We start from the raw sequence: 23,187 nt of genomic DNA, 5'->3' as shown, positions 1-23,187 counted from the left end.
GCGCAGCATACCAGCGCGCAAGTCGACGGCCAGCAGCGAACATGGGCCGATGCACCCTCGCGCAGGCGCAGAGTTGGGCGTCATCGTCGAGATGTCGCAGACGCGGTCACCCCAGGCGCCAGGCTCGCGTGACGGCACGCGGACGACATCGCGCGGGCGATCGACGGCCGCTGCCTCGCGCCATCGCAAAGACGAAGACACGAGGGTGTACGCGCGAGGAAGCACGAACCGCGACGCCGACGTCACACCTCGGACGGGGGCGACGGCGACGGCGCGCCGACGCGGGCCCCCCAACGCCGCGGCATTTTTGGGCCGACCACCGCCGCCGCAGTAGGTTGGCGCCGATGCTCCCCCCACCTGGTCCCCGCTCGCCGTCGCCCACCGCCCCGCGCACCCCCGCGGCGGTGACGCCCCGGTGGCGAGCGCCGGCGGCGGTGGTGCTGCTGACGGCGTCCCTGCTGGGCGCGTGCGCCGGCCGCACGAAGACGAAGGAGCCCAGCGACGGCGTGAGCGCGGCCGACAAGCACTACGACGTCGCGGTCGCGTCGTTCCACAACGGCATGTTCGAGGACGCCAAGCTGCAGCTCGAGCGCGCGCTCGCCGTGGATCCGAAGCACGCCGACTCGTACTACCTGCGCGGCGTCTTGCTGCTGAACGAGGGCAAGTCGATGATCGAGGCGGTCGAGTCGCAGCAGTGCCTCGAGGACGAGGCCGCCAACCAGCAGCGCTCGCGCGCCCAGGAGCTGCATCGCCGCGCCGGCGAGGCGTTCCAGGCCGCGGCCGACTACTACGAGGCCGGCGCCGCCGGCCGCGGCCGCGCGCTCAACTCGTTGTCGGTGGTGGATCTGCACTTCGATGCCTCCGACAAGGCGATCACCCACGCCCGCGCGGCGCTCGGCGAGAAGTTCTACGCCGATCGCTACTCGGCGCTGTCGAACCTCGGCTGGGCCTACTACGAGGCGGGAGATCTCGTGTCGGCGACCGCCGAGCTGCGGCAGGCCGTGCTGCTCAACCCCGACTACTGCGTCGGTCGCTACCGGCTCGCACAGGTCTACCTCGATGAGGGATTGCCCGAGCAGGCCATCGAGCAGGCCCAGGCCGTCGTCGAGTCGCCGCGCTGCCCGATCCAGGACGCACACCGGCTGCTGGGCGCTGCCCGTCTGCGCCTGGGCCTCGAGACCGAGGCCGAGACCGCGTTCGACAGCTGCATCGAGATCGCACCGCGGAGCTGCCTCGCCCAGCAGTGCCAACGATTGCGAGGGGCAGAACCCAAGGATGACGGCGTCTTGGCTGCGAGCACGCGCGCCGACGACGCGCCGTGATCGCGCGGTGTCGGGTCCACCCGACAGGGGCCTTGCCCGAGGGGGGGGCCCGGGCCACACTCGCCCGCGATGCAAGCCGAGACCGGCCGTCTTCGAGTCGTCGCGGGTGTCGTCGCGGGACGTCCGCGCGTCGACCCGTCGACCGGCGACGCGCACGACGATGCAGTGCCCTGCGCCGACGCGCCGATGCCGGGGCGTTTTCTCCGTGAGCAGCGCAAACGTCGGGGCATGAGCATCGAGCAGCTGGCGCTCGCGACCAAGATCCCACGCGCGAGCCTCGAGTTGCTCGAGGACGATCGCTACGACGGCCTGCCCGGACCCGTGTTCGTGAAGGGCTTCCTGCGCTGCGCCGCGCGGGCGGTCGGCGTCGATCCCCAAGTGGTGCTCGACCTGCTGTACGAGCGCGAGCGGGCAGCCCTCGCCGCGCGCCGTGGCAGCCGCCCGGTGTCGGGCCCGGCCGCGACCGCAGCCGCCGCGAGCCCGAAGATGCCGAGCCGCCCCGGTCGCCGCGGCGCGACCGACGAGCCCGCGGCCGCGCTGCCGACCCGGGCGCCGCGCCTGCGGGCACCGGCCAGCCCGGACGCGCCCGGCCTGGTCGCGCGGCTGCGGGGCCGCATGCCGTCACCGGCCGTGTTCTTGTGGTTGGTGGTGGCGGCGTTCGTCGCGATGGTCGTGCTGGCCGCGTTCAACTTGGTCGGCGGCGGGCACCCCGGTCAGAGCTGATCCGCGCGACGGCTCGGCCCCCGAGAACTCGTCCGACCAGCGGGCGATCTTCGTCGTCACGGCGCCCAGCTCGCGGGCGACGACGACCGCCTCGGGCGAGTACCATGCGCGCGCGTGGCCCCCTCGGGCGCGCGACCTCTGGGAACGCCCACCGGCGGGCGCTCGTGTCATGGCGTCCTCGCGTGCACCGACCGATCTGATCCACGCACTGCTGCGCGAGGGTGACGAGCGCCGCTTGCGACGCGCGCTGACGCGGCAAGACGACGTCCAGCTGGGCTCGCAGCTCGACAACCTCGCGCTCGCCGAGCAGGAGCGAATCCTGCGGCTGCTGCCGGGCGACCGCCGACCGCGGGTGCTGTCGCAGATGCGCTACGAGGCCGCCGCGACGCTCGTCGCCCACTTCGCGCCCGAAGAGGCTGCGGCGCTGCTCGACGACCTCCACCCCGACGATGTCGTCGACATCCTCGGCCGCGTCGACGACGAGCGGCTGGCGCAGATCCTCGCGCGGCTCGATCGCGACGACGCCGACGAGCTCGAGGAGCTGCTCGCCTACGACGAGCACACCGCCGGCGGCATCATGTCGCCCGACTTCCTCACCGTGCCGCCCGGTGAGACGGTCGCCGAGGCGCTGGCGCGGCTGCAGGCCCTCGCCGAGATGCCGACCCACGCGTACTACGTCTACGTCGTCGACGACGGCGGCAAGCTGGTCGGGGTGTGCTCGTTCCGCCAGTTCGTGGTGCACCGTCCGCACGAGTGCGTCCGCGACTTCATGCAGGCCGAGGTGGTGTCGGTGCGCGCCGAGACCGACCAGGAAGAGGTCGCCGACATCGTCAGCCGCTACGACCTGGTCGCGCTGCCGGTGGTCGACGCCCACAACGTGCTGATCGGCGTGGTCGAGGTCGACGACGTCATCGACGTCATCCGCGAGGAGGCCACCGAGGACATCCTCAAGATGGCCGGCGCCGGCGAGGAGCTGGCCGAGGCGCGGCTGTTCTGGTCGAGCCTGCGCGCGCGCTGGCGCTGGCTGATGGCCGCGGCCGCGGGCGGCACCGTCGCTGCCGCGAGCCTCTCGGGCTTCGACGCCGCGCTCGCGAAGGTGCCGGCGCTGGCGTTCTTCATGCCGGTGGTCGCGGGCATGGGCGGCAACGTCGGCATGCAGAGCTCGACGATCGTGGTGCGCGGGCTCGCGGTCGGCTTCATCGAGTCGGCCCGCGTGCGTCGACTGGTGACCCGCGAGGTCTCGCTGGGCGCCAGCCTCGGCCTGGTCTACGGCCTGCTCATCGGGCTCGCGGCGGTGATGGTCGGCAGTGACGTGGCCGAGCCGTGGCGGCTGGGATTGACGGTGGCGGGCGGCTGCGCGGGCTCGATGACGCTGGCGGCGCTGGTCGGCACCTCGACGCCGTTGGTGCTCGATCGCATCGGCGTCGACCCGGCGATCGCGACCGGTCCGTTCGTCACGACCTCGGTCGACGTCATGGGCCTGCTCTTCTACTTCTGGCTCGCCAAGATGCTGCTGGGGCTGGGCGCGGGATGAACGAGCCGCAGCGGGCGGTGCTGCTGCGCGCGCTCCCGCTGGGCGAAGCCGACCTCGTGGTCGTGCTGCTGACCGAGCGCCACGGCAAGGTCCGCGCCGCCGCCCGCTCGGCCCGACGCAGCCGACGGCGCTTCGCAGGTGGCCTCAGCACCGGCGCGCTCGGTCGCGTCGAGCTGCACCGTGGGCGCGCCGCGCTGTGGCGACTCGACGGCTTCGTGCCCGAGCTCGACCACGCGGCGCTCGGTCGCGACCTCGATCGCTTCGCGTTCGTCTCGTACCTGTGCGAGCTGACCGACGCGTTGCTGGACGAGCAGCACGCCGAGCCCGAGATCTTCGAGGTGCTGGCCGCGACGCTGACCCGGCTGGTGCCGTCGGTGCTGCAGGGCCCGGCCACCGGCGCGCCCGATCCCATCGAGCTGCGCCGCTACGAGCTCGCGTTGCTGCTGCAGCTCGGGCATGCGCCGAGCTTCGACGCCTGCTGCGTGTGCGGTGATCCGGTCGCGGGCGCGGCGATCCCCTTCGACGCGGCGCGCGGCGGGGCGCTGTGCGAGCTGCACGGCCGCGGCGCGCCGATCGAGCCCGGCGAGGTGTTGGCGGCCGCGGTCGCGCTGGGGCAGGGCGCCGAGCTGGCTCCGCTGTCGCCGATCTCGCGGCGACGCCTGCGGGATCTCGTGTCGGCACAGCTGCGCGCGCACCTGCGGCAGCCGCTACGCTCGGTCGAGCTGTTCACGCAGCTCGCGGCGGTGACGCAGGGCGACGCGCCCGGACGTGCGGGCGCCGGCCGCGTCGAGCCCGACGGCGCGTGAGGGGGCCTTGGTGACACGGGCGGCGGCCGCAACCGCCGCCCGAGCGTCCCAGCGCGCGAGGGCAAGCCGCCGGGCATGTGATAGCTTCGCCGCCGCAGATGCCCCGACGGCACGATCTCAGCAGCCACCTCCGCCCGCGGTGGCACGCGCTCGCGGGACTCGTGCTCGCGGGTGTCGGGCCAGGGCTCGCCGGCGGCTGTGATTCCGCCAACGAAGGCCTCGCGCCGCCGCGCGATCAGATCTTCTTCCCCTCGGGCCTGCTGCTCGACCCGCGCGCCGATCCGGAGACCCCGGCGCGCTACCTCTTCATCTCCAACGGCAACAACGACCTCTCGTACAACTCGGGCACCGTGCTCGCGGTCGACCTCGACGCCTTCTTCGCCGCGTGGTCGGCCCCGGGCACCTACGCCGCGGATCCCTACTGCCGCGACGAACCCGAGCCGGGCGTGACGGCGTGGCCACACCCGCGGTGCATCGGCGAGGTCGGCTCGGGCACGCCGGTGACGGCGCCGTGCCGCCGGCTGTCGCTGCTGCCGCAGGTCATCGAGTGCGACGAGACCCCGTTCATCGGCCCGCGTCGGATCATCGACGGCACCGAGGTCGGCGTCGGCGAAGACAGCATCGTGGCGATCGGGGACTTCGCGACCGTGCTGACCGCATCCTGTGAGGACGGCGCCAGCGGACCCGATCGCAAGGGCTGCGACGCGCCGCGGCTGTGGGTGCCCGTGCGCGGCGATCCGAGCCTCACGTGGGTCGACGTGCAGGGCGAGCCTGACCAGCCGCCGGTGTTCGCGTGCGGGCAGGGCTCGCCGAACCCCGACAGCGGCGACGCCGATCCTCGCTGCGACCGCCAGCACCGGCTGACCCACCTGCGCAACGATCCCGATCTCGCCGAGCTCGAGCGCGAGCCGTTCAACATGATCATCTCGCCCTCGCAGCGCTACGCCTACGTCGCGCACGCCGACGGCGGTGTGCTGTCGCTGGTGTCGCTCGACGGCGTCGACGGCAGCATGGGGCCGGCGATCGTCGATGCGCCCGAGCTGTTCGGCAGCCCGCTGGGCTTCGGCGGCGGCTTCGGGCTCGCCGAGCGGCCCTGCGATCCCGCGCTCGCGCCCTCGATCACGCTCGGCTGCAGTCGCCCGCTGGTCTACGCCAGCCACCGCTACCAGCCGCTGCTGGTCTCGTTCACCGCGCAGGGCGTCGCGCTCGACCCCGACGATCCCGTGCGCAGCTGCGCGGGGCCCGACGAGGTCGGCGACGCCGGCAAGATCCCGTGCGAGCCGCGGGTCCGCTCGCAACAGCTCATCCTGCCCGGCGGGCTCGATCCGTCGGCCAGCAGCACCTCGCCGGTGCTCGGCGATCTCGCGTTCGCCGATCCGGCGGGCGACGAGCTGCTCGTGGTGCAGACCGGGCCAGGCGCGCTGCTGCGGCTCAACACCCGCGTCGGCAACAGCGGTGAGCCGTTCGACACGCCCTCGGGGCCGCCGCTCGAGCTGTGCGAGGACCCCACGCGCATGCGTCTGTACGAGGAGGACGGCAAGCGCTACGCGCTGGTGTCGTGCTTCCGTGCGGCGCTGATCTACATCGTCGACCTGCAGAGCTTCCGGGTGGTCGACGCGGTCGTGGCCGGCACCGGCCCCTACGAGCTCGAGATCGATCGCCCGCGGCGGCTGCTCTACGTCGCCAACAACCTCGAGAGCTCGATCAGCGTGATCGACCTGGCGCGGGATCGTCCCACGCGCTTCCGCGAGATCGCGCGCATCGGATTGCAGGAGCCGTTCTCGCGATGACGCAGCAGCCGCGCACGCCGGGCGCACGCCCCAAGCTTCGCCGTCGTGGGGTCGGACTGTCGTTCGCGACCGCGCTGGTGTTGCTGGCGTCGTGTCGCAACAACAACACCGTGGTCGTGCCCAACCGCGTGCTCGATCGTCCGCTCGACGTGACGCTCGCGTGCGTCCGCCGCGACGGCGACGCGGTCGAGGTGCTGGCGCTCAACCAGTGCGACGGCTCGGGCATCGGCGGCTGCGACGACGACGGCGAGAACCAGCTCATCGGCTTCGTGACGAACTCGGAGAAGAACGAGGTCGGCATGTTCCGCCGCTGCGACGTGAACGGCATGGTCGACCTCGACCCCGAGTCGCCCGGCTACAACCTCGTGCCGGTCGGCACCCTGCCGACGCGCATCGCCCAGACCGAGAGCTGTCGCGTGGTCACGGCCAACGTCGGCAGCTGCGACCTCAGCTCGATCGAGCTGCCCGAGCTGGCCCGCTACGCCGTCGGCCTGCAGCCCGAGACCGCGCCCAGCAGCCTGGTCGCGACGCTGGTGCCGCGCCGCTCGGACGGCACGCCGCTGGGCGCGTCGCCGGGCGACCTCATCGCCGTGCCGCGCGGGTTGTCGCTGGCCGGCGACGGCGCGGCCGTCGATCCCGGCGGCGGCGACACCGGCACCAGTGGCGGCGACGTCGGTGGCGGTGCCGGGGCCTGTGATCCCGACGCGCCCGCGAGCGTGTTCGTGACGTTCCCGTCGTGTCAGCTGGTCGCCGAGATCAGCCTCGACACCCAGCGCGTGCTGCAGAGCCGGCAGTTCGTGACCGACGCCGACGGCAACGTGACGGTCGTCGATGCCGGCCCCGATCCCGAGTGTCCGATCGAGTGTCCGCTGCAGTTCGACGACGGCCTGCCCGATCGCCCCGGCGTCGATCCAGCGGGTGTGTTTCCGGTCGCGCTGGCGCTGGTGCAGCCCAACGAGTCGGACACCGCGCTCGCCGAGGACTCGGCGGTCACCTTTCCGACGCTGTTCATCGGCGGCAGCAACAGCGACGAGGTGTTCGAGCTCGAGCTGCTGCAGGATGCCGGCACCCAGGCGCCGCTGGGCTTCGCCCCCGGTGACGCGGTGCGACGGCTCCGGCTCGAGGATCCCGCGGGCATCGGTGCCATCCGACCCACGCCACCGATGATCATCGACGGCGAGATCCACCAGTTCCTCTACGTCGTCGCCGGCGACGGCTCGACCCACGTCGTCGATCGACAGCTCGACGGCACCTCGCTGGGCACCGAGTGCGACACCCAGGTCGATCCCTCGCAGGCATCGTCGCGGGCGTGCCATCCCATCGACCCCGGTTCGCAGGCCGGCACCGCCGCGCGCCGCCCGTTCGCCCTGGGGCCCGGCATCCGCGGCCCGGTCGGCGAGACCATCACCGACTGGACCTTCTTTCGCGCGCTCGACCCGGACGACCCCGCCGAGCGTGACCGCAACCCGCTGGGCCGCGCCGGCGTGGTCGGGATCGGCGTGACCAGCCTGGGCCGCGCGGTCATGGGCGTGTTCTCGCAGTACGACGACGCGTCCTCGACCATCACGACCTCGAGCGACGGCCGCGTCATCGACCCCATCGGGCTGCTCAACGTCGAGATCCGACCGCACATGCTGTGGCCGGTCACCGATCCCGTGAGCGGCGACCCCTCGGTGTTCCCGCTGGTCAGCAACGCCGCACCCGATCGCGCGGCCGCGGCCAGCGACCAGGTCACCAGCGTGCTCGCGCCGAGCTTCCGCCTCATCGATCGCGCCTACTTCGCCAACGAGGCGAACGCCGCCCAAGCCAACGACTTCTCCGACGAGCAGCGGGAGATCTGGACCGCGCTGGGCAAGCCCAACAACGTCGATCAGATGTCGCGGTTCGACGACGGCGACGAGGGGTTCTACGATCAGAACGTCGCGCGCGTGGCGGTTCGCGACTACCGACAGTGGCGCGGCGGGCAGACCTGGGCGCTCAGTTGGGAGCCGGTGATCCCCGGCACCGAGAGCACCACCGGGCGCTTCGAGTGCGAGGACCCCAGCGAGTACGGCGGCGGCACCTGCCACGTCGGGCCCAAGCCCAGCGACGGTCCGAGCAAGGAGCCCGAGCACTACCAGCTGCGGCTGGTCGACGAGGGCGCGACGTTCTGCGACGAGGGTGTGCTGCCCGGTGACAAGCTGGTGCTGTTCGGCTGCGCCGCCGACGACGACTGCGGCGCTGGCCAGCGCTGCCTGCGGGACGCGGCCTCGACCGGCGGAGCGCCCGGCATCTGCGTGTCGTCGCAGGCCTACGCCGAGCGCCTCGACGATCTGCGCAAGGCCTGTGCGCCGTTCATCACCGACCCCTGCGGTCCGCCGCGGCGGGAGTACCTCGTCACCAGCGCGTCGCAGACCGAGCTCACGCTGGGCACGATGGACATCCCGCCGGTGACCTACGCCCGCGACACACCGTGCCCAGCGCCGACCGGCGAGCTCAACCTCCGGCCGGGCTCCGACGGCAGCGACACCACCTCGTTGGTGTGCGAGGTCGCCGACGACGACGCGCCCTTCTTCGAGTGCGAGGCGCGGCTGTCGTGCGTGCTGCCCGACGGCTTCGAGCAGCCCCCCGGCGGCTGCTCCGACGACAGCGCGTGCGACTACCTCGAAGCGGACGGCAGCGGCGCCGACTACATCTGCTTCGATGGCCTGTGCCGCACGCCGTGCGAGGGCGGCAGCTTCAACTGCCGACTGTCGGTGCTGCCGGGCCCGGGTTGCTTCGCCGAGTTCGTGCGCTACTCGGTCGCCGTCCGCGAGTCGCTCACGGTCGGCCTGCCCGACAGCTCCTCGGAGTTCCTGACCGATCGCGTCATCACCGATCCGACCACCGGGCAGTGCCGCGAGGACGCCACGGTCTCGACGCTGCTCACGAGCCGCAGCCCGATCGGCGCCAACGAGGCCAACACCTTCGCGCGCATCCCCGACTGCCCCAACGCCGACGAGGCCTCGCCGACCGATCCCAACCCCTGCCGCATCGTGCTCGATCGCGCCCTCGACGAGCGCTCGCACTACCACCGCATGTCGTTCGAAGGCACGCCGGTGGAGGCGATCCGCTACTCGAACCCGTACGGCAGCGTGGTGATCGACATGGTCGACCTTCTGGGGCTGGCCTCACCCAACGACCTGCCCGGGGGCGGCTTCAGCGAGTGCTTCGCCGACTTCCGACGCGCTCGGATCCCCCGCAACTATCGCGAGCAGTTCACCACGCCACAGATCACCGGCTACGCCGCGTACAACAGCCCCATCGTGGTCGGCAGCACGGCGATGACGTATCCGGTGCGGGTCGTGAACGCGCCCGAGCTGGGGGTCGCGTTCGCGGTCGACGCGGGCGGTCGCGGCGGGGGTACCGGCGTCCGCGGCCAGGTCGTGCGCATGGTGATCGGCGCGGACTCGATCCGCGGCGACGACGACTTCCGGGTGCGCTGACGGCGACCGCCCGCCGCCCGCGCCCCCAGAAAAAACGGCTATCCTGATCCGAGGGCCATGCCCCGGTACCGCTTCAAGATCGGCGGCAAGACGGTGTTGCTACCCGAGGGGCAGCACGACGTCGGTCGCATGCCGGGCTGTTGGTTGGTGCTCGACGACGATCTGGTCTCGCGCACCCACGCCCGCTTCCACGTGTCGCGCGACGAGACCGCGGTCGAGGACCTCGGCAGCCGCAACGGCACCTTCTTGAACGGCGAGCGGCTGCACGGCCGCACCGTGCTCAAGGACGGCGACCGCGTCCGCATCGGTCGCGAGCTCATCGCGGTGCTCGGGCTCGACACCTCGAGCCCGGCCGACGACGAGGACCTGCGCCGCACGCTGGCGCCCGGCGAAGACACCCGGTTTCCGTCGCTCATCGGCCAGCTGGTCGACAAGGCGCTCAAGGCCGGCAAGATCAAGGACGCCGAGCGCTACGCGGCGGCGTTGTCGAGCCAGCTCGCGACCACGCGGGTGCCGGTCTCGCACCCGGCCGCGCACGCGTGCATCCGCTGTCTGGTACAGCTGGCCGACCGGACCTCGTCGGGCGTGTGGATCGATCGGCTGTTCAAGCTCCACAACGTGCAAGGCTGGATCATCGAGCCGGAGACCCTCGAGCTCGTCCGCGGCGCGCTCGATCGCATCCCGCGGGTGCCCGGCCGCGGGCTGCAGGAGTACGAGCAGACCCTGCGCGTGCTCGCCCGCGACGGCCAGGCGGTGCCACCCGAGCTGATGCGCACCATCGGCGAGCTCGCCGACGCCTACGGCGACGGGTAGGCGCCCGCGGCGTATGCTCGTCGAAGATGCCGGCCGCTCGTCCCCCGTTCGCCGTGTCGACCCTGTCGCTCCCCCGCCCGTGCCGCCGGCGCGCCCCCGCGGCGTGGATCGCCGCGATGCTGCTCGGCGGCTGTGCGCCGAGCGTCGGCGATGCCGACACCACCGGCGCCGACGGGGGCGGCTCGACCGGCGTCGCCGACGGCAGCAGCGGTGGCGGCGGCGGATCGATGTCGACGACCGCGGCGATGACCGGCACCCCGTCCGACACCGGCGAGGTCGACAGCAGCGGCGGCGTCGACTCCGGGCAGGTGTTCGTGGTGCCACCCGACGGCGGCGGCGGAGCCAGCGAGTGCGACCCGCGGGTGCAAGATTGCCCACGCGGGCAGAAGTGCAGCGCGTGGGCGAACGACGGCGGGACCTTCTGGAACGCGACCCGCTGCATCGATGTCGGCGGTCGCGGTGTCGCGGGCGACACCTGCACCACCGAGGGCGGTGGCGTGAGCGGCATCGACGACTGCGCCGCCGGCTTCATCTGTCTCAACACCGATCAGAACGGGCAGGGCACCTGCGTGCAGTTCTGCCAGGGCGACAACCGCGACTGCGGACCTGGGGACGTGTGCGCGATCTACAACGACGGTGTGCTGCCGATCTGCCTGGTCGGCTGCGACCCGCTGCTGCAGGACTGCCCGATGACGCAGTCGTGCATCGACACGCCCAACGGCCAGTTCATCTGCTTCAGCGATGCCTCGGGCAACGCCGGACTCGACGGCGACGCGTGCCCGCCCGACGACGGCGAGAACTCGTGCGATCCGGGGCTGTGGTGCGGCCCCGGCAGCAACGGTTGCGACAGCGTCAACTGCTGCACGCCGTACTGCGACCTCGCCGATCCGCAGTGCATGTCGCCCGACGTCTGCACCTCGTTCTACGGCGACCCCGACAGCGCACCGCCGGGCTTCGAGGACGTCGGCGTCTGCGTGCTGCCCTAGCAGCCCGCGAGGGCGCACGGCCCGGGCTCGTCCGAACCCCTGGTCCGTGCCGGCGCTGCCGCTACTTGTAGCTCTTGACCGAGAAGACCGTGCGGTTGTTCTTCGCGCGGCCCTGCTCGGTCATGTTCACGGCCACCGGCTTGCTCGCCCCGTAGCCCTTCGCGCTCAGGCGACTACCGGCGACGCCCTTGCCGATGAGGTACGCCTTCACGGCGTCGGCACGCTCGTCGGTGCGCTGCTGTGCGGCACCGCGGTCGTCGGTGTGGACCCCGACCTCGACCGCCTCGAACTCGGGGTGGCCGTTCAAGAACGACGCGAGCTCGTCGAGGATCGCGTAGCTCTCGGCGTGCACGTCGTTGCCGTTGTAGCGGATCTTCTTCTTGAGCTTGATGCCGCTCTTGTTGCCGCTGACGTTGGGTGTGGCGACCGGAGCGTCGCGCTCCAGCTGCTCGCGCACGGTGATCTCACCCTTGCCGCGCACGGTGAAGGTGATGATCTTCTCCTTGAAGCCCAGCGCGGTGATGGTCGCGCGGTACTCACCCTCGAACAGCTCGAGCGCGATGCGGCCGTCCTCGGTCGAGTTGAACGACTCGTCGACGCCCTGGCCGCTGACGCGCATGCTGAACGCGACCGGGGCTCCGCCCTGATCGGTGACGCTGCCCTGCACGATGCCGGTGGCCGGCGCGACGGCGTTGGCGAGCTGCAGCGTGACGCTGGTGTCCTCGCCGTCCTTGACCTCGGCGGTCGCCTCGTGGGCGACCTGTCCGTTGACCTCGACCTGCACCGCGACCTGGCCGGCCGGGAAGCGGAAGCTGGTGAAGGCGCCGCTGCTGTCGGTCAGGATCGCGTTGGCGGCGACGCCGGGGAACAGCACCTTCGCGTCGGGGATCGGCGTGCCGTTGGGATCGAGCACCTGGCCGACGATGCGGCCCTCGAGCACCGCCGGTGGGTTCTCGGCCGGCGGCGGCGGGGCGGCGACCTCGACCTCGCGCACCACCGGCACCGGATCGAAGGTCCAGCCCAGGCCGAGGATGATCTGCCACGGCGGCGTCGGCGGGCCGTACTCGAAGTTCGGCGACACCAAGCCGATGTCCGCCGCGGCGTCGATGTGAAGGCCGCTGACGACGTTGGCGCGCATGCCCACCGTGAGCCACTGCGAGCTGCGCTTGAGCGGCGACGGCGTGACGTTGGGCTGCACGAAGGCGGGCTCGCGCTGGGTCGACACGTCCCACGACCACTCGAGGATGGGGTCGATGCCGAACTGTCGCTTCTTGCCCAGGCGCACCGGGAAGTCGACCGCGTAGCGCATCTGCAGGCGGCTGTGGTTGCCGCCCAGGGCGAAGCGCGAGACCTCGCGGCTGACCGGGTCGGTGATCGCGGCGTAGTTGGCCACGCTTTGATCGAGCGACTTGTCGAGCATCCAGCCGAGGTTGGTCGAGATGCGGACCGGCGCCTGCTTCTTGGTCAGGTAGCGCAGGTCGACCGCGAACATGCCGTCGAACCAGAAGTTGACATTGCTGGTGCGCAGGCGATTGGAGCCCGAGAGTAGCCCGAGCCCGACCACGCCGCCGACGCCGATGCCGTTCTTGAAGCGGTGCGCGGCCTTGATGCCGAAGTCGACGTCGCCGAGGGCGAACACCGCCTTGGCGTCCTGGCGATCGGCCTGCGGTCGCTCGTTGCGGTTGGCCGAGCTCTTCACCGAAAAGAACAGCTCGCCGAACTTGAACGGCGTGAAGCCGATGGTCACCGCACCGCGCACGCGCGCGTGCGTGTCGCCGGCGTACATGAAGTTCGACTTGCGGAAGAAGTCGGTGTGGAGCCGGAAGCGGAAGGTGTACTTGCCGCCGACGTCGGGCAGCATCGTGTAGAAGAGGCCGATCGGACCGCCGTTGGTCGGCATGAGCCCCTCGCGACGGCCCTCGACCATGCCGGGGTCGTCGGCGCGCACCGAGTCGTCTTTGCCCTTGCCGCGCTTGCGCTTGCCGCCCTCGTCGGCGGCATCGGCGGCCTCGCCCGAGATGTCCGCATCGAAGCTGCTGGTGTCGACCGTCGCACCGGCATCGACCGATGCGTCGCCCGCGACTGTCGCATCCGCGGGTGCGGCCTCGAGGGTCGGATCGGGCGGCGTGGCCGTCTCCGCCGGCGCAGCGGCCTCGGCCGGGGCCTCCGACGAGGCGGCGGGATCACCCTCGGGCAATGCAGGAGGAGCGGCCCACGCCACGGACGGCACGACCCAACCCAGCCCTCCAAGCCAGGCACGAACCAGGCAACGCTGCATGCCGGAAGACTCCCCGATCTGGGGGCCGACTGTCAAACCACCGGGGATGCCGCGCGTCGTCGTTTCGGCGGCAGGCGATCTTCGTGCAAGATGGTCGTCGACCGGTGGCATTCGCGAGCGGCCCGAGAGGCGATGCGCACCGGCGCAGCGCCGTCATGCGTGCAGTGGCATGGGCGTGCGCATGGCTGCTGTGGGCGTCGCCGGGGCAGCGCACCGCGGCGGCCGATCCACGCGCCTTGGCGGCCGACGCGGCGCGGGCCGTGAAGAGCCCGGAGGCGGAGCCCGGCGCCGCGATCGCGACCCTCGCGTCCGCCCCGCCGTTGCCACGCGGCGGCCTCGCCATCGCCGAAGTCGACGTTTCGCTCGCATTCTGGCGCGGCGGCGATCGACGCCCCGACGGCACCCGCGTGCGCAGCGGGCGGGCGTGGGCCCGCGGCCGCGCACGCTACGTGCTCGACCGCCCCGCGACGGCGGGCGAGACGGTGGTGCTGTTGGACTTCGCGTCGTCGATGCCGCGTGAGCCGAGCAGCCTCGACGAGGTCGCGCTGGCCAGCTACGTCGACGGCCCCTTCGATCCCGGCGGGCTCGAGATCACCGGCCACGACGGCGCGCGCTCGTTGACGCGGGCCGGCCCGCGACGCGACGTGGTGGTGACGCTGGCGGCGGGTGCCACCTCGTTCGAGCTCGACTACGCGATCGACGTGCCGCATCGCTACTGGCCGTTCGGATGCGTGCGCGGCCGCTGCAGCCTCTCGGGCGCGCTCGCGCCCCTGCCCAGCGAGCCCGCGGTCGGCGGGGTCTACCTGCCGGCGGGCGGTCGCGTGGTCGCGCCGGCGCACTGGCACGTCCGCGAGGCGGCCTTCGTCGACGACACCGCCGCCGCACGTCGATCGAGCCCACGCACCGCCTTCGAGGTGGTGGTCAGCGATCCCGGCGAGGGCCGCACGCCGTACCCGGGCATCTTCTTCGGGCCCCGCTGGCACCGCACGCAGGAGTGGTACCGGGGCGTCGAGCTCACCGTGCTCACGCCGTGGCGGCGGCCGAGCGGGCAGGTGCCCGACGATCCGCGGATCCAGTACCGCTCCGACGTCGCCGGCATCGTGTTGTCGATCGCCGAGGAGCTCATCGACCTGCTCGACGCGCTCGATCGTCCGCCCGCGCTGGGCCGGCGCATCACGGTGGTGCAGGGGCCGCTGCGCGCTGCGGTCGCGCAGGCCCATCCTGGCGCCGTGATGATCAGCGACGAGGCCTTCGAGCTGTTCCCCGCCAAGCGCTTCCGTCGCTTCCACGAGGACGCGATCGGCCGCGGGCTCGCCGACGTGCTGGCCGAGGCCGAGTTCGACGGCGTGCAGCCCAGCTCGCGCGCGCTGTGGCTGTCGAGTGGGGCCGGCTTCGCGCTCCTGCAGCTGTGGCGGACGCAACGCGACGCCCGCGACGAGTTCGCCCACGACATGCTCAGCCGCCTGACCTTCGTGCCGGCGGTCGATCGCTTCTTGTACACGCAGCAGGCCAGCTTCTCGTCGGCGTACTTCCGCGGCGTCGAGGACGAGATGCCGCTGCGCAACCACCCGCTGTGGTTCGCCCACGCGCTGCCGACCGGCCGCCGCATCCACGAGAAGCTGGGCGATCTGATCGGCCCCGAGGGCCTCGATCGGTTCTGGCTCGAGCTGCTCGCGTACCCGTCGCGCGATCCCCAGCGGGTTGCCGAGCGGGCCTTTGGTCGCGATCTGGGGTGGTTCTTCGCGCAGTGGCTGGGGCCGTACCCCGCGGTCGACTACGCGATCGTGGGGTTCGACTCGCGGCGCAATCCCGACGGCAGCCACCACCACCGCATCGAGGTGCGCAAGCTGTCCGCGCAACCGCTGGTCGAGCCGGTGCAGCTGCTGGTGACCGAGGTCGGCGGCAAGCAGCACTTCCTGTCGTGGAACGGCGAACTCGGCGACGCCGGCGATGCGCGCGACTCGGTCGCCGCGCTGGCGCGCGAGCCCACGCGTGGCACCCACGTGTTCGAACTGGACACCGCCGCCCGCGTGCGCTCGGCCCGGCTCGATCCCCGCAGCCGCACGGTGCAGACGCCGATGCCCAAGGCCAACGTCGACCCGCTGTTCGACGACCGCCACCCGCCGCGGTTTCGCTTCCTGTACACCGGCGTGGGCCTGTCGATCGCGGCCTCCGAGTTCCTCTCGGCCCGCACCGCGACCGCGCGCTTCAACGCCGTGACCGGCTTCGCCAGCTTCGAGAGCAGCCTGCGCCGCGACCTGCGACGCACCGGCCACGTACAGATCGCCCGCGATCGCGAGACCGACATCGCGGTCGGGCTCGGCACCAACCTGTGGTTCGGACGCAAGGTCAACCGCCAGCGCCGGCGCGCGCGGGTGCGGCTGTACGAGTCGGTGTCGCTGCTCAACGGTCGCTCGCTCGATCCGCGCGGCGGTGTGCGGGTGACCGAGACCGTCGGCCTCATCGACGACACCCGCGGCTTCGCGTGGTGGCCCGAGCGCGGCCGCTGGCTGTCGCTGACCAGCTCGGCGCGCCACACCATCCGCACCGACGCGCCCCACGACGATCGCCACGACATCACCATCGACGCGGCGTGGATCCAGCTGTGGCGGCTGGCCAAGGATCACGTCATCGCGACCAGTCTCTTCGCCGAGATCGTCAACCCGATCCGCGGCGCCTCGGAGTTCCGCGCGCTCGCCCGCGTGGGTGGCATCGGCGGCCTGCAGGGCTACGGCGCCGACGAGGCCTTCGGTCGCGGCGTGTTCCTGGCCCAGGCCGAGTACCGCCACGTGTACGTCAACGATCTGCACCTCAACCTCGCGCACCTCGCCTGGCTGCGCAGCTTGGGCGGGGTGCTGTTCGCCGGCACCGCGTCGGCGTCGCGCTGCGATCGCCTCGGCGGCTGGTTCGGCGCGCGCTCGTGGTACGGCACCGTCGGCTACGCGCTGATGGGCTACTTCTCGATCCTCGGCGTGACACCGCAGCTGGTGCGGCTCGAGGTCGCGGTGCCGCTGGTGCGCTACCGCGGCGAGACCTGCCAGGGCCGCGTGCTGCCCGACTACCTCGGGCAGGTGCAGGGCGTGCCCGATGCCACCCGGCTGCTGCCGCCGGTCAGCTTCAACCTGCTGTTCCAGCACAACTTCTGATGGACGCGCGCTCGACATCGCTGCGCGCCGCCGCGGCACGCTGGGGCACGGTGCTGGCGGTGCTGGCGGTGCTGGTGGCGTCGGCGTGGCTGCGCGCGCCCGGCTTCACGCAGGGCGGGTTCGCGTCGCACGACGTCGGCGGCATTCTCTACAACGCGATGGTGCTGCGCGACGGCGAGCTGCCGTACGTCGCCGACGTCGAGCTCAAGGCGCCGGGCTCGTTCTACCTGGCGTGGGCGCTGGCGGGCGAGCGCGCCACCGACATCGCGCGGCTGCAGGTGTGGGCCAACCTGTGGGCGCTGCTCGGGCAGCTCGCGCTGGCCGTCGTCGCGTGGCGCGAGCTCGGTCGCCTGCCGGCCGTGGTCGCGTGCGCGTCGCTGGCGGTGGTCGACGCCAACCTCGACAGCATGGACGCCAACTACGTCACGTGGGCCCAGCTGCCGCAGATCCTCGCCTTCGGCTGGGCGCTGGCGGCCGCGCGCGGGCAGGGGCCTGGGCGCGCGATCGGCCTGGTCGTCGCGGGTGCGCTCGCCGGCGCGGCCGCGATGGTGAAGCAACCGAGCGGCGCGGTGTGGCTGGCGTTGGCGCTGTCGTGCGCGCCGGGGCTGTGGGCGCGCACGCGACGGGAGAGCGCCGCGATGGTGGCGTGGCTGCTGCTCGGCGCGGTGCTCGTGCACGTGCCGCTGGCGCTGCACTACGCCGCGCACGGCGAGCTCGGCACGCTACTGCGATCGTACCCGCTCAATCGCTGGGGCCTCTCGTACGTCGGCGCCGGTGGCCGTGCGCACGCGTGGCCGTGGCCGATCGAGGGCGCGCTGGCGACGGTGTTCTTCCTGGCGTGGCCGCTGGTGCCGGCCGCGTTCGCGATCGTGGTCCCGCGCGACGTCGCGTCGCGCCGCGTCGCGTGGCCGCTGGCGATCTGGTTGCTCGTGACGATCGCCCAGGCGTGGATCGGCCTGCGCTTCTACAAGGGCTACTTCCTCGCGGCGGCCCCCGCGGCCGCGCTACTGACTGCGGCGCCGTGGGGCCTCTTCGGTGCGCGTCTGCGGCTGTCGTGGCCGGCCCGCGTCGCGTTGTGGCTGCCGCTCGTGGCCTTGCTCGTGCGGCAGTTCGAGATCGATCGCGCGACGCGGTTCGATCGCGCTCGCACCCACGACGCCGGCGCGCGGGCGATCGCGGCGCACCTGACCGGCGTCCTGCAGCCCGGCGATCGCATCTGGGTGTGGGGTTGGCACCTGTGGGATCTGTACGCGCTGGTCGACGCCCGCGCGGCCACGCGGATCTACAAGTCGCTCGGCCTCATCGAGCCACCCAACGACGACACCTGGCGGCTGCCCGCCTCGCGGCTGCGCTTCGTCGACGGCGAGTATCCGCGGCAGCTCGTCGAAGAGTTCGAGCAGGATCCGCCCGCGGTCGTGGTGCTGGGCTCGACCGTGCCGCAGCGGGAGTTCACCGCGCTGCGGGCGTTCCTGAAGGCGCACTACGTGCGGGATCCGGCGGTGCGCATGGGCAAGCTCGAGCTATGGCGGCGGCGCGATCGGGTTCCGCGATAGTCGCGATGCATGCGACCATTCGGCACACTCCGCAGTTACCTGCTGCAGTCACAGGTGTCGCGATCTTCCGATTCGATGATTTCGTCGTTGACGAACGTGCACCTGGCCCGTACGGTGAAATCGTCGGGAAGACGATGAGCATCGGCGGAAAGACGAACGATCGAAGGATCGGCCAGAGTTCGGCCGAGTTCAGTTCAGTTCAGTTCAGTTCAGGTCAGCTCAGCAAAGACTAGCGTCTGGTGCGACGACGCGTTCCCCCATCCTCGCCGCTGACTCGCCGCGCAGTTGCCGTTGCGCGCCGATCCGGAGCTTGCGGTGAGCGGCCGTGCAATCGCGATTGCGGCGGCCTTCTGCGTCATCGCAGTGCTCGTATGGTGTCGCGCCGTCGCCCCGACGTCGGCACCTTCCGCTGGGCTCACCGCGCGCACGCCCGCTTCGGGCACGGACAGCAGTCCCGCCACCGTTGCGGGCCCCACCGCCACTCGGAATGCGGGCGCATCGACGCCGTCGAGCCCCGGTTCGGACATCGGTTCGCGTGCCGTCGTGCTCGATCCTTCGCAGCACCCCGGTGCCCACCGGGCCGAGCACGAATCCGGCGAGGATCTGCTCACGCAGCGCTGGGACGCGCTCGCGCCCAGCACCCGCGTGCGAGAACTCCGACGCGACCTCGACGCAGCACTCGCCGATCTCGAGCGCAGCGACGACCCCGCGCAGCGCGGCGTCGCGCAGGCCACGCTCACCGCGCTGCGCGGCGAGCTTTTCGCGACGGCCTCGGGTCGCGCGCTGCATCGCGACTACGAAGCCCGCCTCGAGCGCCTGACCGGAGAGGCCGAATAGTCATGCCACGCTGGATTCCACCGCGGCGTGCTCGCCCTCGCGCGGCCGCGACGTCGGCGCTGCTGGTCGTGGCACCGACGCTCGTAGTGTTTGCCACGTCCACGCCGGCGCAGGCGTCGATCATCGATCCATCCGGGGTGGTTCTGCCGGGCGACTTCAACGGCGACGACGTCGTCGACATCGTGGTGTCCTCGCCCGAGACCAACTGCGGCAAGGGAGCCATCTACGTGCTGTTGTCGGGCACGGCCCTCACCACGTGGACCCGCGACACTTCAGGCATCCTCGGCGTGGCGAGCTGCGACGATCTCTTCGGTGCATCGCTGGCGGTCGGCGACATCGACAACGATGGCTACGACGACCTCGACTGGGCCACACCGCTGCAGGTCGCCACGCTGGACCGGGAGGTGAGCAGCGAGATCGACTGGATGCGCTTCTGGTGGCGCTTCCTCACCCGGCAAGACTCGCCGCAACCCGAGCTTGCGGAAGTACTAGAGTTCATGGCGTTCGTTCAAGCCGAGTACCCTTGGGGCTACTTCGAGGTGTGGCCGAGTCTGCGTGAGGCGCTCCTCGATGAGGCATCTGGTATGGCTGTGTACGTCACGCGTTTCGATGCTATCGCCGATGAGATGGGGGTGTACAATGAGGAATCGTGACGCATGGGGCGGCGGACTGTCACTCGCGATACTCTTCGGTGGAGCCTGTGCGGACGATGGCATTCCGACCCAGGCCGACGGAACGAGCGACTGCGGCCGCGTGCACGAGGGGGATCTCTACATCCTAGAGGATTCTGACCTGACTTCGTTTTCAGATCTGAGCCACGTGACCGGCAATCTCCATATCCGACTCGGAACAGTCGAACAGAAAGACCTTTCGTTCTTGAACTGCGTCGAGACGATTGGTCTTGGGCTCATCGTCAAAGCGAACAATTATCTCGAAACGACCGAAGGGCTCCCACGGTTGACAGCGCTTTCGAAGCTCGTCGTTGCCGAGAATCCGAGGTTGCGCGTGTTCGCCGGATTCGAGCAGATCGACAAGATCGACCTTCTTGACGTATCGATGAACGACGCACTTCAGGAAGTCCATCTCGAATCGCTCGAGTCGATCGAGCGACTCAACATCGGCTACTGCATGGGGCCGGGGACCTTTCTCGCAGGCAACGATAGTCTCGCCGAAGTAGGTGGCTTCGCGAGTCTGGCGAGCGTGGGCGACCTCATGATTCGCGGCAACGAGGCACTGGTGTCGACGCAGGTGCTCGATGCCCTCGCGAGCAACGGTGCCCCGCCGCTCGACGACGTGAGAATCATGTGGAACCCAAAACTTCCGGAGCAGGAGGTCAACGCGAAGTTGGACGCGCTCGGCGTCGAGGGATCGCGCTGGGTATGCGGTAACGCCGGAGGGGTACAGGACGAATGCGACTGCGGAATCGAGTGACACCAGAGTCTCGGCGGGCGGGTGGGCGCGGTTGTGCGGTGGGCGCTGGGCTCGCTGCTGGACCAGGTCCCGGGCCGGGCCTTGGGTGTCGCCTGCTCCCCGGCCTGCTGTTGGGTGGGGTGCCCGTGCTCGCGCTGGTCGCATGCGGCGGCGGGGGCCCATCGGGCAGCGGCGGCGGGACGGGGTCGGCGTCCGGCATGGCGGGGTACAGCGTCCGCTTCGACGACATCGCGGACGAGATGGGAGTGTACAATGAGGGAACGTAGCAGCTTGCTTGCAGCGGCATTCGCTGCCGCGATGCCGACTGCCGGCGGCTGCGCCGAAGACGGCGTCGGAACGTCGACGGGAGAAGTCGAAGGTTGCAGTCGTGTACACGAAGGGGACTTGTACGTTCTCGAGGACACGGATCTCGCGTCGCTCTCCGACATTCAGCACGTCACCGGCGCAGTCCTTGTCAGCATGGGTGTTCGGCAGCAACCAGATCTTGCATTCCTCAGCTGTCTCGAGATTGCGGACTTCGGTGTTTCAATCGATGGCAATGCGTGGCTCGAGACGACCAAGGGGCTTACTCAGCTGACGGAGCTCCAGAACCTGGCCGTGAATTCCAATCCAAGTCTCCGTACGATCGAGGGATTCGAGAATATCGAGAAAATCGCCACGCTCGACATCTCGCATAACGACGCGCTCGAGGAGATCCATCTCGAGTCGGTCGAATCGATCAAGCTCTTCAACCTCGGCCACTGCAGCGGCCTTGGTATCCAGCTCAGTGGAAACGACAGCCTCGTCGACGTGGGCGGACTCGTGAATCTCGCCAGCGTAGGCAGCCTGAAGATTCGCGGCAACGAGGCACTGGTGTCGACGCAGGTGCTCGATGCCCTCGCGAGCAACGGTGCCCCGCCGCTCGACGACGTGAGAATCATGTGGAACCCAAAACTTCCGGAGCAGGAGGTCAACGCGAAGTTGGACGCGCTCGGCGTCGAGGGATCGCGCTGGGTATGCGGTAACGCCGGAGGGGTACAGGACGAATGCGACTGCGGAATCGAGTGACACCAGAGTCTCGGCGGGCGGGTGGGCGCGGTTGTGCGGTGGGCGCTGGGCTCGCTGCGGGGCCAGGTCCCGGGCCGGGCTTTGGGTTTCGCCTGCTCGCGGGCCTGCTGTTCTCTGGCGTGCTCGTGTTGACGCTGGTCGGATGCGGCGGCGGGGGCTCATCGGGCAGCGGTGGCGGGACTGGATCGACGACCGGCGCAAGCGGGTCGTCGACGATGACGGGCTATGAACCAGATCCGGTGGCGTGCGAGTTCGACCAGCCGTGCAGTGTGGCGGCCGACTGCTGCGAGGGGACCCAGCATCCGGGTTCGCTCCCGACCATCTCGTGCCCCAGCTCCAACTATCCGCACAACTGGACCTGCGTGGTGTCGGGCGGCGCCGGCCACTGCGTTCACGGCGGCTGCTCGACGGACTCGGACTGCGTGGTGCCGGGGCTCGAGTGCATGCAGCTCGGCGGAATCGGTCACTGCGTCGCGCCGTGCGATGACGACGCCGACTGCGGTACGGAGCAGAACATGGACGGTGCGAGGTGCGTGGGCCAGAGCGACCTCGACGAGGGCTTCTGCGCCGAGGTCGAGCAGTTCGGCGCCGATTCGAGTGGGTGATACGAGCTATGGCGGCGGCGCGATCGGGGCTGAGTCCCGCGCGCCCGCCTCACGCCGGTGGTGCGCAGACCTGCGCGGCCTCGTTCGAGTAGAAGAAGTTCTCCGAGTCGCCGTCGCTCGAGCAGTAGCCGACGTAGAGGTACACGACCTCGTCGATCGATGCGTCGATGGCCTCGAACAAGATCGATCCCCACGCCCAGCCGACGCCGACGCAGCTGCCGGGGCCGCCGAGATCGGCGATGACGGGCGCATCCTCGCGGACGTCGATGATGGTCGCGTCGGCGGGCACGGCCGCGAGCGCGGCGTTGTGGGCGTACGTGCGGCCGGTCTCGAGGTTGGCCTCGACCAGGCCGCCGTTGTCGATGTCGACCAGCTCGTCGCCGGTGTTGAGGGCCGACCACGCCATCTGCACGTCGGGCAGCGCGGGCACGAAGCTCTGCATCATCGCGAGGTCCTGCGGCATCTGGGCCAGCGGGTAGGCGGCGATGAAGTCGTCGAGCACCGCGTGCGGCGGCAGCTCGCCCGGCAGCACGCAGCAGATGTCGTCGTCGGGGCAGCCCAGATCGCCCGAGTCGCCCACGCCGACGTCGAGCTTGATCGTCGGCGGACCGCCGTCGTCCGAGCTGCTGGACTCGGCGACGCCGCTGGTGGTGCCGGTGTCGTCGCTGCTGGCGTCGATCGGGCCCGTGCTCGAGGTGCCGGCGTCGGTCGTCACGCCGGTGATGCCGGTGAGCTGGCCGACCGTCGTGTCGCCGCCGCCGTCACGCGACGACGCGCAGGCGGCCGCGATGACCCACGTGCCGAGCAGCGCGGTCGCCCGCGCGGTGGAGTTGCGCTGCGAATGATCCATGG

The 23,187-nt window shown here is 71.0% G+C and carries 18 protein-coding genes; 15 read left to right on the top strand and 3 right to left on the bottom strand.

Features of this window, described 5'->3' with window-relative positions:
- The first annotated feature begins 344 nt into the window (after positions 1-344).
- From IPH07_05445 to IPH07_05410, 8 genes are all read left to right on the top strand, one after another.
- Positions 345-1,322, top strand: a complete 978-nt coding sequence (locus tag IPH07_05445) for a tetratricopeptide repeat protein (GenBank protein MBK6916825.1) — start codon at positions 345-347, stop codon at positions 1,320-1,322.
- 228 nt (positions 1,323-1,550) lie between these two features.
- Positions 1,551-2,045, top strand: a complete 495-nt coding sequence (locus tag IPH07_05440) for a helix-turn-helix domain-containing protein (protein ID MBK6916824.1) — start codon at positions 1,551-1,553, stop codon at positions 2,043-2,045.
- Between the two features lie 169 nt (positions 2,046-2,214).
- A complete protein-coding gene (mgtE, locus tag IPH07_05435) occupies positions 2,215-3,579 on the top strand; it encodes a magnesium transporter (protein MBK6916823.1) in 1,365 nt (454 codons plus the stop codon).
- Positions 3,576-4,385: a DNA repair protein RecO gene (gene recO, locus IPH07_05430; GenBank protein MBK6916822.1), complete on the top strand. Its 810-nt coding sequence runs from the start codon at positions 3,576-3,578 to the stop codon at positions 4,383-4,385. Before mgtE ends, recO begins: the two co-directional genes overlap by 4 nt.
- Before the next feature lie 98 nt (positions 4,386-4,483).
- Positions 4,484-6,175 carry a hypothetical protein gene (locus tag IPH07_05425; protein MBK6916821.1) on the top strand — a complete coding sequence of 564 codons (1,692 nt, stop codon included), beginning with the start codon at positions 4,484-4,486 and terminating at the stop codon, positions 6,173-6,175.
- Positions 6,172-9,639 carry a hypothetical protein gene (locus IPH07_05420; GenBank protein ID MBK6916820.1) on the top strand — a complete coding sequence of 1,156 codons (3,468 nt, stop codon included), beginning with the start codon at positions 6,172-6,174 and terminating at the stop codon, positions 9,637-9,639. Before IPH07_05425 ends, IPH07_05420 begins: the two co-directional genes overlap by 4 nt.
- A 57-nt stretch (positions 9,640-9,696) precedes the next feature.
- Positions 9,697-10,452: an FHA domain-containing protein gene (locus IPH07_05415; GenBank protein ID MBK6916819.1), complete on the top strand. Its 756-nt coding sequence runs from the start codon at positions 9,697-9,699 to the stop codon at positions 10,450-10,452.
- Between the two features lie 53 nt (positions 10,453-10,505).
- On the top strand, positions 10,506-11,438 hold the full coding sequence (locus IPH07_05410) for a ribulose phosphate epimerase (GenBank protein ID MBK6916818.1): 933 nt from the start codon (positions 10,506-10,508) through the stop codon (positions 11,436-11,438).
- 61 nt (positions 11,439-11,499) lie between these two features.
- Here IPH07_05410 and IPH07_05405 read toward each other — a convergent pair whose 3' ends face one another.
- Positions 11,500-13,659: an OmpA family protein gene (locus tag IPH07_05405; protein MBK6916817.1), complete on the bottom strand. Its 2,160-nt coding sequence runs from the start codon at positions 13,657-13,659 to the stop codon at positions 11,500-11,502.
- A 212-nt stretch (positions 13,660-13,871) separates the two neighbouring features.
- Here IPH07_05405 and IPH07_05400 point away from each other — a divergent pair, with 212 nt between their 5' ends.
- Positions 13,872-16,862: a hypothetical protein gene (locus IPH07_05400; GenBank protein MBK6916816.1), complete on the top strand. Its 2,991-nt coding sequence runs from the start codon at positions 13,872-13,874 to the stop codon at positions 16,860-16,862.
- Complete coding sequence (locus IPH07_05395; GenBank protein ID MBK6916815.1) at positions 16,862-18,415, top strand: hypothetical protein; 1,554 nt, start codon at positions 16,862-16,864, stop codon at positions 18,413-18,415. Before IPH07_05400 ends, IPH07_05395 begins: the two co-directional genes overlap by 1 nt.
- Before the next feature lie 209 nt (positions 18,416-18,624).
- Here the strand turns inward: IPH07_05395 and IPH07_05390 are convergent, their stop codons facing one another.
- Positions 18,625-18,774 carry a hypothetical protein gene (locus IPH07_05390; GenBank protein ID MBK6916814.1) on the bottom strand — a complete coding sequence of 50 codons (150 nt, stop codon included), beginning with the start codon at positions 18,772-18,774 and terminating at the stop codon, positions 18,625-18,627.
- Positions 18,775-18,958: 184 nt separating this feature from the next.
- Here IPH07_05390 and IPH07_05385 point away from each other — a divergent pair, with 184 nt between their 5' ends.
- The 5 genes from IPH07_05385 to IPH07_05365 all read left to right on the top strand — a co-directional run bounded on the left by IPH07_05385 (position 18,959) and on the right by IPH07_05365 (position 22,335).
- The gene (locus IPH07_05385; protein ID MBK6916813.1) at positions 18,959-19,252 is read left to right on the top strand and encodes a hypothetical protein; all 294 of its coding nucleotides are present in this window, start codon (positions 18,959-18,961) and stop codon (positions 19,250-19,252) included.
- A 2-nt stretch (positions 19,253-19,254) separates the two neighbouring features.
- On the top strand, positions 19,255-19,905 hold the full coding sequence (locus IPH07_05380; protein ID MBK6916812.1) for a VCBS repeat-containing protein: 651 nt from the start codon (positions 19,255-19,257) through the stop codon (positions 19,903-19,905).
- Complete coding sequence (locus IPH07_05375; protein MBK6916811.1) at positions 19,892-20,683, top strand: hypothetical protein; 792 nt, start codon at positions 19,892-19,894, stop codon at positions 20,681-20,683. Before IPH07_05380 ends, IPH07_05375 begins: the two co-directional genes overlap by 14 nt.
- A 252-nt stretch (positions 20,684-20,935) precedes the next feature.
- Complete coding sequence (locus tag IPH07_05370) at positions 20,936-21,730, top strand: hypothetical protein (protein MBK6916810.1); 795 nt, start codon at positions 20,936-20,938, stop codon at positions 21,728-21,730.
- A gap of 239 nt (positions 21,731-21,969) precedes the next feature.
- A complete protein-coding gene (locus tag IPH07_05365) occupies positions 21,970-22,335 on the top strand; it encodes a hypothetical protein (protein ID MBK6916809.1) in 366 nt (121 codons plus the stop codon).
- 49 nt (positions 22,336-22,384) lie between these two features.
- Here the strand turns inward: IPH07_05365 and IPH07_05360 are convergent, their stop codons facing one another.
- Positions 22,385-23,185 (bottom strand): hypothetical protein, encoded by an 801-nt coding sequence (locus IPH07_05360; protein MBK6916808.1) that lies wholly within the window; start codon positions 23,183-23,185, stop codon positions 22,385-22,387.
- Between the last annotated feature and the right edge of the window lie 2 nt (positions 23,186-23,187).

Source organism: Deltaproteobacteria bacterium (genome assembly GCA_016709225.1).
Taxonomy (GTDB): Bacteria; Myxococcota_A; Polyangia; order Nannocystales; family Nannocystaceae; genus Xiheibacterium; species Xiheibacterium phototrophicum.
Note: the sequence above shows the minus strand (reverse complement) of the source record. Positions and strands in the feature narration are given on the sequence as shown.